This is a genomic window from Brevibacterium metallidurans (assembly GCF_037101285.1).
In the GTDB taxonomy this organism is placed as follows: Bacteria; Actinomycetota; Actinomycetes; order Actinomycetales; family Brevibacteriaceae; genus Brevibacterium; species Brevibacterium metallidurans.
In genome coordinates, this window is the sequence record NZ_BAAAAF010000004.1 from 1 (window position 1) to 14158 (window position 14158).

At 68.0% G+C, this 14158-nt stretch carries 10 protein-coding genes and 1 tRNA gene; 2 read left to right on the forward strand and 9 right to left on the reverse strand.

Features of this window, described 5'->3' with window-relative positions; genetic code table 11:
• Positions 1 to 149 precede the first annotated feature (149 nt).
• On the forward strand, positions 150 to 590 hold the full coding sequence (gene mscL, locus AACX88_RS06520; RefSeq protein WP_422614417.1) for a large conductance mechanosensitive channel protein MscL: 441 nt from the start codon (positions 150 to 152) through the stop codon (positions 588 to 590).
• A gap of 142 nt (positions 591 to 732) precedes the next feature.
• Here the strand turns inward: mscL and AACX88_RS06525 are convergent, their stop codons facing one another.
• Together AACX88_RS06525 and AACX88_RS06530 are read right to left on the reverse strand one after the other, a co-directional pair.
• Positions 733 to 1050 (reverse strand): hypothetical protein, encoded by a 318-nt coding sequence (locus tag AACX88_RS06525; RefSeq protein WP_339392237.1) that lies wholly within the window; start codon positions 1048 to 1050, stop codon positions 733 to 735.
• Positions 1037 to 6085, reverse strand: a complete 5049-nt coding sequence (locus AACX88_RS06530) for a DUF4011 domain-containing protein (RefSeq protein WP_339392238.1) — start codon at positions 6083 to 6085, stop codon at positions 1037 to 1039. Before AACX88_RS06530 ends, AACX88_RS06525 begins: the two co-directional genes overlap by 14 nt.
• A 107-nt stretch (positions 6086 to 6192) precedes the next feature.
• Here AACX88_RS06530 and AACX88_RS06535 point away from each other — a divergent pair.
• Positions 6193 to 6268: transfer RNA gene (locus AACX88_RS06535), tRNA-Arg, on the forward strand.
• 104 nt (positions 6269 to 6372) lie between these two features.
• Here AACX88_RS06535 and AACX88_RS06540 read toward each other — a convergent pair.
• From AACX88_RS06540 to pdxH, 7 genes are all read right to left on the reverse strand, one after another.
• Complete coding sequence (locus tag AACX88_RS06540) at positions 6373 to 7398, reverse strand: permease (RefSeq protein ID WP_339392239.1); 1026 nt, start codon at positions 7396 to 7398, stop codon at positions 6373 to 6375.
• Positions 7399 to 7485: 87 nt separating this feature from the next.
• Positions 7486 to 8550, reverse strand: a complete 1065-nt coding sequence (locus AACX88_RS06545; protein WP_339392240.1) for a universal stress protein — start codon at positions 8548 to 8550, stop codon at positions 7486 to 7488.
• 219 nt (positions 8551 to 8769) lie between these two features.
• Entirely contained in the window at positions 8770 to 9270 is a 501-nt protein-coding gene (locus AACX88_RS06550; RefSeq protein ID WP_167559871.1) for an HNH endonuclease, read from the reverse strand.
• A 451-nt stretch (positions 9271 to 9721) separates the two neighbouring features.
• Complete coding sequence (locus AACX88_RS06555; RefSeq protein ID WP_339392241.1) at positions 9722 to 10534, reverse strand: C40 family peptidase; 813 nt, start codon at positions 10532 to 10534, stop codon at positions 9722 to 9724.
• 364 nt (positions 10535 to 10898) lie between these two features.
• On the reverse strand, positions 10899 to 11585 hold the full coding sequence (locus AACX88_RS06560; RefSeq protein WP_167559867.1) for an iron-dependent transcriptional repressor DtxR: 687 nt from the start codon (positions 11583 to 11585) through the stop codon (positions 10899 to 10901).
• Between the two features lie 154 nt (positions 11586 to 11739).
• Complete coding sequence (locus AACX88_RS06565) at positions 11740 to 13212, reverse strand: aldehyde dehydrogenase family protein (RefSeq protein ID WP_339392242.1); 1473 nt, start codon at positions 13210 to 13212, stop codon at positions 11740 to 11742.
• 250 nt (positions 13213 to 13462) lie between these two features.
• Positions 13463 to 14134, reverse strand: coding sequence for a pyridoxamine 5'-phosphate oxidase (gene pdxH, locus AACX88_RS06570; protein ID WP_339392243.1), 672 nt, complete (start codon positions 14132 to 14134; stop codon positions 13463 to 13465).
• Positions 14135 to 14158 lie beyond the last annotated feature (24 nt).

Genomic DNA, 14158 nt, shown 5'->3' on the forward strand with positions numbered 1-14158 from the left:
AAGGTAGCGTGATCCATGTCGAGGTCCTCAGGATGGGCAGTGTCAGAACTTCCATCCTCGGAGGGCCTCGACCCCTATCCAGGCACCGACGCGCCCAACCCGACTACACTCTCAGCTGCGAAGAGCCGCTTAAGGGTTTCAGGGACTTCATTCTCCAGGGGAATGTCGTCGAACTGGCGACCGCTGTCATCATCGGCAGCGCGTTCACCGCCATCGTCACGGCGTTCTCCGACAAGATCATCAACCCCCTCATCGCTGCCGTCGGCGGCGCAGAAGGCCCCGCATTGAGCTTCACGCTCAAGCCCGGCGTGCCTGAGACGACGATCGACATCGGTGCGGTCATCACCGCCGCGATCAACTTCCTCATCGTCGCCGCCATCGTCTACTTCATCATCATCGTTCCGATGAACAAGCTCAACGAGATGCGCAAGCGCGGCGTGCCCGAGTCCGAGGTGCCCCCGACCGCTGAGGACCTCCTCGGCGACATCCGCGATCTCCTCCGCAACCAGGCCGCCGCCAACGCCGGTCCTGCAGGCGGCACCCCGGGTCAGGGTGGATACACCGACCCGAACGAACCGCCGCGCCACTGATCCGACCGTGATCGGTGCAGCCCCTGAGGCTGCACATGCACGAGGGCCCGCTTCCCACACTGGGAAGCGGGCCCTCGTCGCTGTCCGGGGTCCTCGTCACCCCGGTATGTCGGCCGGCCGAGCCGGCATCAGCCGTACCGCGTCACCAGTGCGGGGGTTTCTGCGACCGGTAGTGTTCGGCACTGAATCCTGTCGTGCCCGATTCGGCTTCGTTGCGCAGCGTCGCTCGATACGCGCGCAGCGCACGCTCGAGGCGCGCCTTCTTCTCACGCTCATCGTCGCCCTCGTCGGACGAGCCCGAGATGGCGTTCTCGCCGTCAGGCGTGTCAGCACGGGCATTCGTCCGGTCGGCTGCCGCGCGCTCCGCCTCGTGCTGCGACCCGGCCTCCGATGCCGAGTCGGATTCGGACCCTGCCCCGGCTCCGGACTCAGACGTCGCCCCAGACTCAGGGTCGGTCATCGGTGCTCGCGGAGGAGTCCCGGCCGTCCGCTGATCCCGAATCCGACTCGGCATCGGCGTCGTCGGCCTCGATGAGCCCCGCGTCGCGCAGCGATTCGGCACGGATCTGGTCGGTGTCGAAGGTGGGGATGACCTCTCCCTCGACAGGACCGCGCGCATCGGCGGAGGGGATGTACACCTCGGCGCCGGTGACCTTCTTCGCCTGCGCATGGCGCTGACGGTAGCGGTCGACGGCTGCCTGCAGCTGAGTCTCCCCACGGGGTGTGTTGCTCTTCTGTGCGAGCGCCGTACGCAGGAGTTCCTTGATCTCTCCGTCGCCGCGGACCACGGCATCGGACTGGATCCAGTCGATCATCTCGTCGAGACCCTGGTCGGAGTATTTGTGCATCGGCAGGCCGGGGACGAGCTTCGGGCGGCTGCCGGTGCGCCCGACGACGACGGAGGCAGCGCGGGCGGCGTTGAGGATCGCCTGCGGGCTCATCGTCTCGACGGTGGACTTCCAGGCGTCGAAGATCTTCTCGGTCTCGGCCTGCGGGTCGACGAACGCGTCGGTCGACCACACACGCATGAATCTCCAGCCGCGGCGTTCGAGCTGTTCGGGAACAACCCGGTCGCGCTGCCGCAGACTGCGGATCGAGGCGTAGTCGGGTCCGTCTCCGGAGACGGCGATGATCATCCCGTGCTCGTCCTCGGCGGAGTTCGCCACGGCCAGGTCGATGCCGTTGTAGTGCTCGTGGGCGACGACGCCGAGCTGGAGGAGACGGTCGGCAATGTCGTTGAACAGCGGGTCGTAGATCTCCCCGTGGGGGCCGGGCTGCCGGACGCCGCCGCCGGCGATCTCCTCGAACAGGCGCGGCAGCAGCTGTGCTCCTCCGCTGAGCTTCGCGGCGTCGAAGTCCTCGGCCTCGATGCTCGAGACCACGGTGAGGCGTTTGCGTGCGCGGGTGACGACGGCGGCGAGGATGCGGTCGCCGTCGGGTCCCGAGAGCGGGCCGAAGTCATTGATGACTCGGCCGTGGACGGTGCGCCCGTAGCCGAGCGAGAAGATCACGGCATCTCGTGACATCCCCTGGACGCGTTCGGCGTCGGTGACGACGAACGGCTCCTTCGCGGGGTCGTTGAAGAAGGCTGCCACGTACGGCAGATCCTTCATCGCCCGTGAGATCGCTGTGGCGATCCGCTGCGCGTGGTGAGGGGTGAGGGCGACGACGGCCAGGGATTCCCGCGACCGGGTCCGCGCATGTTTGAGCACGAGTTCGACGACGCGTTTGACCTCGGCATCGGGGCTTTCGACCCGGCCCGTGCCGATGTCGGTGGGTCCACGTCCGTCGGCGACGTAGGAGAACTCGAGTCCGGTTCCCTCGCCGGTGTGCGCGGTCGGCAGCGTCGAGATCGTCGAATCGTAGAAGTGCCGGTTCGCAAGATCGATGAGACCCACCGGTGAGAGGCGGTAGGAGTTCGACAGCCGCATCCGCGGCAGGAATTCGCCGAGGCGGTCCTGCACCGAGTCCGGGTGCTCGGCTTCGTCGGGTCCCCACCGGTCGACGGCGATCGAGAACGGGCGCGGTCCCAGCAGGCGCGAGTCGCCGAGGGAGACGACCTGGCGGGCACGCGTGATGCCGGGGACGACGTCGGCGATCGAAAGCCGGCCGCCGTCGGCGATGACGACGGCGTCGAAGAGCGGGAGTGCCGCGAACAGCTCGGGCACCGTGTACGGGCTGGCCATCCATACCGGCGCGAGCGTGGTCAGCAGTTCGGGTGCCTTCGTCGACATCCGCTGGACTGAGGTGTGCGGGGAGAGCAGCTCCTGCTTGATGACCCCGGCGGCGATCGGGTCGGCGTCGATGCCGCGCTTCCACGCCTGCGAATGGTTGTAGCGCAGGCGCCCGGCGCCGGCGGCGACGAAGGCCCGGTCGTTCTCCCGGAATCCTTCGGCGACCTCGTGCAGGGCTGCCCCGTCGTGGCGGCCGATCTTCGGATCCTCGCCGGCCATCGACTGGAGGACCGAGGCCCAGTAGGCGAGGTCGAATTCGGGTCCGACGAGGTGGTTGTCGACCTTGCGCCGGCGCAGGTCGGTCATGAGTTCGGACAGACCCTCATCGGTGAGCTCCCGCTGCAGGCGTGAGCGTTCGGGCAGGTCCGCGAGGTTCTCCGAGTCCCCGCCCATCGCTTCGGCGCGCGCGGTGAGCTCTTCGATGAGCATCGCGCCGAGGTCGCCGCCGTCGGGGGTCGTCTCGAGCACGGGGGCGAGTTTGGCGACGTCGGCTTCGACGCCCTGGAGGATCTCGTCGGCTTCGAGCACGCCACGCGGGATCTGCGGCCGACCGTCGTGACCGGCGAGGTCGCGGAGGATGACCCGTTGGGCGCGGACGTCGATGAGCGCCGAGTGGAGGTCGGCGACGTCGGCGCCGGGGCGGAGGAACTCCTGCGCGGACTTCTTCAGGCGCTTGCGCTGGAGCATGCCCATCTCGACGCCGAGTTCGGCCCGGTAGTCGGCGGTCCCGGTCGCGGCGATGAGGTCGTCGAGTCGGTGGTCGTAGACGTCGGGGGCGAAGCTGTCGAGGGTCGTGCGCACCCGGAGGAGGACCTTGATCGCCCGCGACCAGTCGTCGAGGTTGCGGCGGGGGTTGAGCTTCGCCTTGGCGAGCACGGGTTCGACGGCGGTGACGAGGTCGGGCAGAGTGCGACCGAGGCGTTCGGCCACGGTGCGGGCGGCTTCGGCCTCTTCGACGGATTTGAGGTCGGCCCCGAACCAGACGGTGTCCTCGACGTCGAGGGTGAAGGCGCCGAGTCCGGCGAGCTCCCCGAGCTTGCCGCGCAGTGCGTGTCGGCGGTCGTCGCTGGCTTCGAGGATGTCCTCGCCGAAGCGCACACCGGTCTGCGGCGAGTCGTCGCCGGAGGTGAGTTCGGCGAGATGCTGCATGGTCTCGTAGACGGAGACGTCCCACGGCTGGCGCCGCCGGTGCAGGGAGGTGACGTGGTCGGTCAGGGTCGCCCGCTGCTCGTTGAGTTCGCCGAGCAGGCCCCCGAGGTCGGGGCGTTCGGCTCGTTCCGCGGAGCCGATGAGGTCGATGAGCTGACGTTTGATGTGCTCGGCGCCTTCGCGGGTGTCGACGGCGAAGTCGCCCAGCCCGACCTCGCCGAGGCGGGCCGAGAAGTCGTCGAGGGCATCGGCGGTCTGAGCGAGGAAGAGCACGCTCTTGCCCGTGTGCGCAAGCGTCGTCGCGACGGCGACGGCGACCTGGGTGGCGCCGGTCCCCGGAGGGGTATCGACGACGACGGAGCGGCCCGAGACCGCTGCATCGACGACGGCCTGCTGGTCGCCGTCGACGTCGATGACGAGGAACTCCTCCTGCGGCTTCCGGTCGGGCAGCGGGGTGACGGGTTCCTTGAGGGCGGCGGGCACGAAGTCCTCATCGGCCGCAGCCTGCCGAGCCTCGGTGACCGAGGGGTCCTCGGTGCGCACAGCCGAGGATTCCTGCTTCGCCGTCGCATCCATGTCGTCGCTCGCCGAGGTGATCGGCACCGTCGGTTCGCCGGGTTCGTCCTCGTCATCGGTTGCCGGTGCAGCGGCAGTCCTCGACGCGGGACCGGAGGACGGCTTCCCACCGGTGCCAGTCTTCGCGTCGACATCGTCTTCGGTGCCGGCGTCGGCCGTGATTTTGGTGCCGGCATCAGCCTTGATGTCGGCTTTCGGGTCGGCGGTGCCGGCTTCGGTGACAGCCTTCGGCTTGGCCTCGGCTGTGGCGCCGGCGTCCGTCTTGGCGTCGGTGTCAGTCTTGGTGCCGGTGTCGGTCTCGGCTTTGGATGCGCCACCGCCGGAGTCCTTCGCACCGGCAGGCGCTTTGGGGTCACCGTCCGAGGTCCCTGCGTCCGCAGCAGCATCGCTCTTACCGGCCTCTGTCTCGGCAGGCGCTTGGGCACTGCCCGACTTCGCGTCGCTGGCCGTGGTCGAGTCGTCACCCGACTTCGGGTCGTCGCCAACGGTCGAGTCGCTACCAGCGGTCGAGTCGCCGCCTGCCGTCGAACCGTCGCCGGCGGCCGAAGAATCAGTCGACCTCGAAGAGACCCCTGTCGATGCCGATGTCGCTGCCGACGCAGTCTCACCGGACTTCTCCGTCGGTTTCACACCGGACGACTCGGCGGTCCGATCGTCGGACGTCGACGAGTCACCGGATGTCTTCGCCGACTCCGCCGACTCAACCGACTCTGCCGACCCCGCGGGTCCGGAGGCCCTTTCCGAAGTCTTCTTCGCCGCGTCTCCCGATGAGCGCGGGGTGCGGCAGGGCACGGTCGAACCGCCGCCGAACTGGCCGCGGACCTCGTCGTCGCCGGCCAGTGCCCGGAGGATGGGATGCTGCGTGGGCAGGTAGTCGCCGGTGAAGGCGCTCGCGATGTTCGCGAACGTCGAGACGATGAACCGGTGGTTGATGCGCAGGCCCGGCACGGCCTGGGCGAGGTCGCGGAGCCGATCGAGGGCGGGACCGGGGTCGAAGCCGTGGGGACCCCCGGTGGCGTCGACCCATTCGTCGACGGGCACATCGAGGTCGTACACCTCGGCGAGGTGGCGGACGAGGGCCGGGTTGATGGTGATCTCGTTGCCGAGGACGATCTCGTAGTCCTCGACGCGCGACCCGCGCGGCACCAGCGTGATGTGGCGCAGCACGACGGGGGCGTTGAACTTGAACTTGGAGTCCTTCTCCGTCCACGACGCGAAGCCGATGGCCAGATGCGCGGCGCGGATGCCGCGTTCGTTGTCGAGCTGTTCGGCCTTCGATCGGATCGACCGGGCACGTCGGCGGGCGTCGGCGAGGATCTCGTGGTCGCGGATCAGGCTCGAGAGCCGGGTGGGGCGGCCGGCGAGCAGCTGGGCGAGGCCCGACGGGTGCGCTCCGGAGAGGTCGATGCTGCCGTCGCGAGAGTCCCGGAAATGGAGCATGGTGTCGCGACCGCCGAGGTGGGCGGCCTGCTCTTTCCACTCGGCGAACGCGCCCCCGAGCTCTGGGTACTGATCGTCAACAACGGTATCTGGCACAGTTCGACCCTAACGAGAAACTACGCATAACAGGTGCTGGCACACCGTGGAACATCGAGGTTTCTTCTACGCTACACTGGGTGATCGTGGTTGACGACAGCCACATCGCCCCCGTAGCTCAGGGGATAGAGCACCGCTCTCCTAAAGCGGGTGTCGCGCGTTCGAATCGCGCCGGGGGCGCCACGCACATCATCATCGCAGCGAATGCGGCACCAGTCACCTCATCGGAGCAGTCTCCACCTCGGCATCGGCGCAGTTCCCGCCGCAACTCTTCCCGCCACACCACCTCACGTCAGTGCGAGCACGAGCAGACCCGCGAGCACCGAACCGATCATCACAGCGATTCCCATGGCCGCTGTCGCCTTCCAGCCCATCGTCCTGCCGACCATGACCATCGAGGGCAGACTCAGCGCCGGCAGCGCGATGAGCAGCGCACCCGTCGTTCCCGCGCCGGCACCGGCGGCGAGCAGCGTGAGGATGATGGGGATCTCTCCCCCGGTCGGGATGACGAGCAGCGTTCCGACCACGGCGGCGACGATGATCGCGACCGCCCCGAGCTGCGCCTCCACACCGTAGAGTCCGGTCAGCCACGGAGCGATGAGGCCGATGACGAAGACGAGGACGAGATGCTCAGGGACGAGGATGAGGGTGAACCGCGACAGCGACCGCAGGTATCGCCGAGGCATGGACGAGAGTTCCGCAGGCTCGTCCGGCTGCGGGACGGCGACCTCCCTGCCGCGTCCCGCAATCCAGGTGCCGATGAGCGCACTGGCCCCAACGGCGATGAGCAGCCCGACGACGAGGCGCACGCCCAGGTACTGCCACGGCAGGACAAGGGCGAGGAAGACGAGGACCGCGGGGTTGAGCAGCGGATTGCCCACCCAGTAGGCCAGCGCGGCGCTGCGCGTCACCCCGGTCCGGCGCAGGCCGGCAGCCACCGGGGCCGCACAGCACGTGCACATCATCGACGGCAGCGACAGGGTCGCCCCGACCAGCGACTGGGTCGCGGCATGCCGCCGGTTCATCACCCGCAGCAGCCAATCACGGGGCACGAGCGCATCGATGGCCGCGGCGACGAGGAGGGCGACGACGAGCGCCTTCCACACGGCCAGGAAATACGCGAGCGTGAAGTCCCACGCCCCGGACACGGACATCGCCTGACCGGCGACGTCGAAGAGCGGGGCACCCTCCCAGATCGAGGTCTCAGACATCGTCTGGGCCTTGTCCCAGTACGGCAGCCATTTCGACCAGGTCAGGCCCACGCCGAGGAGGACGACGAGGATCGTCAGTCCCGCCCAGTCCGCGGCGCGCAACCGGCGACGCTCAGCCGCCGGGGCCGCCGGTACAGCCGCTGTCCGGGCAGTCGCGTCCGCGGACTCGTTCGTCGTCGATTCCACCGATCAGAGGCCCGGTTCGGGGATCTCTCCGTCCTCACGGCGTTTGTTGGCATCGCGCGAGACCCGGACGACCATCGTCGGGCACTGCGAGTACGGCAGCACCGACTGCGAGGTCGACCCGAGCAGGAGGCCGGCGAACCCGCCGCGTCCGCGTGAACCGATGACGAGCACCTCGGCGGTGTCGGAGGCCCGGACGAGCACCTCGGCGGGCTGACCGTCGAAGAGGGTCCACGTGACGTCGAGGTCGGGGAACTCCGCCTGAACGCGCTGCTTGGCGACGACGAGCTTGTCAGCGCCTTCGTTGATGAGGCGCTCGAGGTCAGCGGTGCTCGGCAGCCATTCGGGACCGATCACGGTCGTCGTGATGACGGCGACGATGTGCAGGGGCGAACCGCGGCGCACGGCCAGGCGAGCTGCCTTCCACAGGGCGGGCGACTCGGCGCCGAGGGAGTCGACGCCGACGACGACCTTGCCGTCGAAGCGCAGACCCTCGACCGCCTCGGCGTCGGGGTCGGACTCCTCGACCTCGAAGCCGTCCTGACGGATCGGACGCGAGGACGTCGGGTGGGCAGGCTTCTCGGTGTCGGCCTGCCATGATGCGGGCACGACGACGGTCGGGCACGCGGAGTGGGCCGGCAGCGCACTCGAGACGGTGCCGAGGAGGCGACCGGCGAACCCGCCCCGACCACGGGAGCCGACGACGGTCAGGCACGCGGACTTCGATTCGTCGATGAGGACCCCGGCGGCATCCCCGACTTCGATGACGGCTTCGACGGGCACGCCGGCGGCCTTGACCTCGGCGGCGGCCTCCTTGAGGGTGTTCGTCACCGACGCGCGGATCGCGGAGTCGTCGATGGGGACGTAGGAGACGTCGATGGCCGCTGCGGCGACGCTGGGAATGGTGTAGGCGCCGACGAGCCGGATCGGCTTGCCCAGGGAACGGGCCTCCTGGATCGCCCAGTTGAGCGCGTTCCTCGACGGGGGCGAGCCGTCGATGCCGACGACCACCGCTTCGGGCTCACCGGCAGGCGACGACGTGGCATCGTGACTGCGGTCCTGCTCTGACATCGCACGCTCCTCAAGTCGCAGCGAATTTCTCTGAGTCCACCCTAGATCACAAAGATGTCAGCACGGCTGACGATGTCACATCGTTATCCGTTTCTGGTCACACTGCGGACGGCATCCTCACCGGTCAGACGCCTGCCGGTAGGGTTCGCCGGCGTCGGAGCCGACTGCCTGCGGCATCGACTCCACCGCTCGGAGCACCAGGCCTGAGGCGACGCGGACTCAGGCCGCGTGATTCATCTCGAGGAAGGGCCGCCACTGTTCGACGGGCTTGTCGATCCCGCGCATCCAGAACTGTCCCACGCGCGGCTCCTTCGGGCAGAAGCCGAGCTTCCAGCCGATCTCGGACAGCGTGCGGTCGCCTTTGCGGTTGTTGCAGTCACGGCAGCACGCGACGAGGTTCTCCCACGTGTTGCCGCCTCCGCGCGACCGGGGGACGACGTGGTCGACAGTGCTCGCCGGTCGCGTGCAGTACGCGCAGCGATGGTTGTCCCGTCGCAGGACTCCCCGGCGCGACAGTGAGACCCTGCGATCGCGCGGGGGTCTGACGTAGCGGGTGAGGAGGATGACCGAGGGCTGGTCGAGACTCACGTGCTGCGATCTCACCGGAGCGTCATCGGCGGCCAACACCGTCGCCTTGCCTGTGAGCACCAGAACGACGGCTCTGGTGAACGGCACGACCGACAGCGGCTCGTATCCGGCATTGAGCACGAGAGTCTTCATATCCCGTCCCCTCTTCTCATGGGCGATGGGGAGCCGATGGCGGACGCCGGCCCGCCCCCTGAGCGCAGTGCCGCAGACGCAGCCGGGCCAGGGAACGCAAAAGGCGTCGTGCACCAGCACAACGCCTTGGAATCGGACACAGACACAGATATGTACTCCGCACCAGAACCTGGAGCGGTCGTCCGGAATATTCGACTATGTCCCATCGGATTTCCCATCGCTTACGGAACTCAATCTTCTCAAGAGTAACGCCGATCGCCCCTGTGACCGAATTCATACCCCCTCGGTCACGGAATCTTCCTCGCGCGTTCACCTGCACCCGACCGTCCCGCGAGGCCACGGCGCCACCGTCCCGCGAGGCCAGAGCGTCGAGGCGGGTAGGCAGATGCGAAAACTCCCCGCTGCACTCGAGGACCGTCGAGTGCAACGGGGAGTTCCCGTCAGAGCGTGATCAGAGGACGCGGACGAACTTCGCGCCGCCGGCGATCATCCAGTCGATGCTGCGGTAGCTGGTGTCGACGCGCGGGTTGCCGGCGTCGTACATCATGCCGTTGCCGGCGTAGATGCCGATGTGTCCCGGCTTCCAGATGAGGTCGCCCGGCTTGGCTTCGGACTTCGAGACGGTCGCGCCGGCGCTGCCCTGGGCACCCGAGGTGCGGGGCAGGTTGACGCCGACCTTGGCGTAGACGTACGAGGTGAAGCCGGAGCAGTCCCAGCCGCTGGGCGAGGTGCCGCCCGAGACGTAGGGGGTGCCGACGTACTGCTTGGCGATGGCGAGGACCTGCTGGGCCTTCGAGCCGTCGGGGATCTTGACGTCGCCGGAACCGGAGTCCTTCGACGCACCCTTGTCGCTCTTCGACTTGGACGAGGACTTCGAGGAATCGGAATCGCTCGAGGCCGCAGCAGAGCTCTTCGGCTTCGGCTCGGGCTTGGGAGCAGGCTTGGCGGTGACGGTCTGGACGTCGACGCTGAAGGACGAGTCGTCCTTCTTGTCCTTGGCGCTGCCGTCGGCGACGACGGTGGCGGCCTGGTTCTGGAATTCGGCGACCTGGGTCTTCGAGTCGGCGGAGACAGCGACATTGTCGTCTCCGGCCTGACCGGCAGCGGGGAGAACGGCTGCGGTGAGCAGTCCACCGCTGGCGGCGACGACGGCCGCGCGACGTCCGAAGACGGCGGAGTTGGCGTTCAGGAGTTCGGTCAGCTCGGTCAGCGGAGTCTTGACCTTGGTCTCTGCGGCGCGGCGGCCATGGTGCTTAGTTGCCACGTTTTCCTCTCGTCACCTATCGGATCTCTCCGACCGCCACTTCGGTCCTTGGGTGTGTATCGCATCAGGCGTGGCGTGCGGTTCCCGGTGCGAAGCCGCCGCTTGCGCGGACGACCTCAACAACTGTAACCAATCAGTGATCAATTGTCACGTTTCTGTCACAACCACGGTGGGGAAACCTCGAGGTTTTCCATAAACCTGCAGGTGAGAGAGGTAAATGAGATTCATGTCTCCGTAACATTGACCGTTACAGAAGCCGGCCCGGAGGGTGGATGTCCACCCTCCGGGCCGGCTGCGGTCAAGCTTTCGTTACAGGCCGAGACCTGTCCGCGATCATTCTGTGATCGCCGTCACATCGCTCGCCTCACTTCTTGTGGGCGAAGACGTGCGAGGCGGTCTCGACGGGAAGGTCGAGGACATCCTCGGCGCCGGGAACCTGCACGGTGATGTACTCCCCGTTGCGGGTGATCTCGACGTCGGTGCCGGGCATGACCCCGGCCACCTGGAACTGCTGGAGCAGATGGATGTCGACCTGCAGGGGCTCGGCCAGCCACGCGATCCTCAGCTGCGTCGCACCGTCACGGGCGACGGCGGTGGCGAGGTCGACCACCTCGGCGCCGGTGTTCGCCTCCGCGCCGATGACGTCGAGGCCGGGGATCGGGTTGCCGTACGGGCCGGAGCTCGTGTCGGGCAGGAGCGCGACGAGCTTGCGCTCGACCTGCTCGCTCATCACGTGCTCCCATCGGCAGGCCTCGTCGTGGACGAGCTCCCACTCGAGGCCGACGACGTCGGCGAGCAGGCGTTCGGCCAGACGGTGCTTGCGCATCACCTCGGTGGCGATGCGGCGTCCTTCGGGGGTGAGCTCGAGGTGCCGGTCATTGCTCACGTGGAGCAGGCCGTCGCGCTCCATGCGGGCCACGGTCTGCGACACGGTCGGACCGGAGTGGTCCAGTCGCTCCGCGATCCGGGCGCGCAGCGGCACGATCGACTGCTCTTCGAGCTCGATGATCGATTTGAGGTACATTTCGGTTGTATCGACGAGGTCGTTCACTTAAGACCAGCCACTCCACTCTTCGTCTTCAGGTCATGTGACCATGTCAGGCGTTCTCACACTTCAGAGGTCTTGCGACCCCGCACCGACTGCGATGCCTCGCAGCCGCTGCGATCCGTCTCGATTCTATCGCGGCGGTTGTCGGGGCCGCTTATCAGCCCGCGTTGACGTACGCCGTCTTGTGCACCGTGTAGAACTCGCGCGCCGCCCGTGCCTGCTCCCGGGGACCGTAGCTCGATCCCTTCCGACCCCCGAAGGAGACGTGGTAGTCGACACCGGCGGTGGGGGCGTTGACCATGACCATTCCAGCTTGCGCATAACGCTTGAAGTGCGTCGAATATTTCAGCGACGAGGTGAAGATGCCCGCCGAGAGCCCGAAGGCCGTGTCGTTGGCCACGGCGAGGGCTTCGTCGTAGTCCGCGACCCGGATCACCGAGGCGACGGGACCGAAGACCTCTTCGACGTTGATCGTGTCCCCCGCCGATGTCCCGGTGACGAGGGCGGGGGCGAGGAAGTAGCCGTCGGTGGCCGCGTCGACGAGGTTGCCGCCGGTGACCTCTCCCCCTTCGTCGCGGGCGATGCCGATGTAGCGCAGATCCTGCTGCAGCTGGTCCTCCGAGACGACGGGGCCGATGTCGGTGCCCTCTGCGCGGGCGTCGCCGACCGTCAGGCCCGCCATGCGCTCCTTGAGCAGTCCGACGAACTCGTCATGGACGTCGTCGGTGACGATGAGTCGGGACGAGGCCGTGCACCGTTGGCCGGTGGAGAAGAAGGCCCCGTTGACCGCGGCGTCGGCGGCGGCCCCGAGGTCGGCGTCGCCGAGGACGACGAGCGGGTTCTTGCCTCCCATCTCGCACTGGACGCGGATGCCGTGCTCGCTCGCTGCGGCGATGACGCCGCGTCCCACGGCGACGGAGCCGGTGAAGGTCACCGCATCGACGCCCGCCGAGGTGGTGAGGACCTCCCCGACGATCCGTCCGGGTCCCATGACGAGGTTGATGACGCCGTCGGGCAGTCCCGCCTCGACGAGGATGTCGACGAGGGCAGAGGCCGAGCCGGGGACGAGTTCGGCGGGCTTGAAGACGACGGTGTTGCCGTAGGCGAGCGCCGGGGCGATCTTCCAGGCCGGGATGGCGATGGGGAAGTTCCACGGGGTGATGACTCCGACGACACCGATGGGTTCGTGGGTCATCTCGGCGGTGAGTCCGGGGCGGACGGAGTCGATGATCTCCCCGGTGTTGCGGATGGTCTCCCCGGCGAAGAACTTGAAGATCTGGGAGGCGCGCAGCACCTCACCGCGGGATTCGCCGAGCTGCTTGCCCTCTTCCCGGGCGAGGAGGTCGGCGAGTTCGTCGGCGCGCTCGGCGATGAGGGTACCGGCCGTGTCGAGGATCGCGAACCGCTGCTGAGCGGGGAAGTCCGCCCAGGCCGGTGCCGCGGCATTGGCGGCGGCGATGGCGTCCTCGACGGTCTGCGCATCGGCGCGGGCGAAGCTGCCGATGACGTCGGTCGGGTCCGACGGATTGCGGTTGAGGCTGCGGTCCTCGGATCCGCGGCGCTGTCCGCCGATGAGGTTGTCGAACAGGGCCTCGGTTCCGGTCTTGGTGGCTGCTGATGTCTGGGTCATCGACGCTCCTTAGCGCGGGTCGGCGTTCCCTGGGGCCGGCTCACCTCGCTGCGAGCGGCTGGGGGACGCGGGGGTTCTTCTGGTGTCTGTGTCGGTGTTCGGGGACTGCGGTTCAGTGTCTGTCTGAAACAGGGTCTGTATATAAGGGACTGTATACACGGACTCTAGTGGTGTGGGCGGACTTCGGGGAATGGGTGGTCAGGGAGTGAGGCGTTGGGAGGGGATGGCTGAGGGCGCAGAGTCCTGGTGCTTACGGGTAGAGGCGCACGAGGTCCCAGTCCTGCGACCGGGCGAGGTCGCCGGGGTCATGACTGCCATCGGCACGGCGGAAGACCCAGCGGTCGTGGAAGCGGTTCTGCTGACCCTGCCAGAATTCGATCTCGAACGGCCGGATGCGGAAGCCGCCCCAGTGTTCGGGACGGGGCACGTCGCGGCCGGCGAGCTCCGCCTCGGCGGTCGCGTACTCGGACTCCATCTGCTCCCGCCCGCCGACCGGCTGGGACTGCTTCGAGACGCTCGCGGCGATCTGGGACCCCCGGGGGCGGACGGAGAAGTAGGCGTCGGACTCGGCGGGGGCGACCTCCTCGGCGAGGCCCCGGATGCGGATCTGCCGGTGCATGTCCTGCCAGGGGAAGTTCGCAGCGATCCGCGGATCCGCGCGCAGCTGACGGCCCTTGGCCGAGTCGTAGTCGGTGAAGAAGACGAAGCCTGAGGCGTCGACGCCCTTGAGGAGGACGATGCGGGCGACGGGGCCCCAGTCGTCGAGCGTCGAGACGGTCATCGCGTTGGGTTCGCGGACCTGGCCGGCGGCTTCGTCGTACCACGTGCGGAACAGCTCGAGCGGGGAGACCTCGGGACGATCGAACGAGGACGAGATGTAGGAGGCCCGGGTCTGGGCCAGTCGGTCGACAGGCTCACTCATGGCTCCACTCTACGGGCCGCGGTC

What these genes read in the sequence shown, in the direction of transcription:
- AACX88_RS06550 (WP_167559871.1), bottom strand. Translation starts at nt 9,270, where the DNA reads ATGAAGACTCTCGTGCTCAATGCCGGATACGAGCCGCTGTCGGTCGTG.
- AACX88_RS06545 (WP_339392240.1), bottom strand. Translation starts at nt 8,550, where the DNA reads ATGTCAGAGCAGGACCGCAGTCACGATGCCACGTCGTCGCCTGCCGGT.
- AACX88_RS06565 (WP_339392242.1), bottom strand. Translation starts at nt 13,212, where the DNA reads ATGACCCAGACATCAGCAGCCACCAAGACCGGAACCGAGGCCCTGTTC.
- pdxH (WP_339392243.1), bottom strand. Translation starts at nt 14,134, where the DNA reads ATGAGTGAGCCTGTCGACCGACTGGCCCAGACCCGGGCCTCCTACATC.
- AACX88_RS06525 (WP_339392237.1), bottom strand. Translation starts at nt 1,050, where the DNA reads ATGACCGACCCTGAGTCTGGGGCGACGTCTGAGTCCGGAGCCGGGGCA.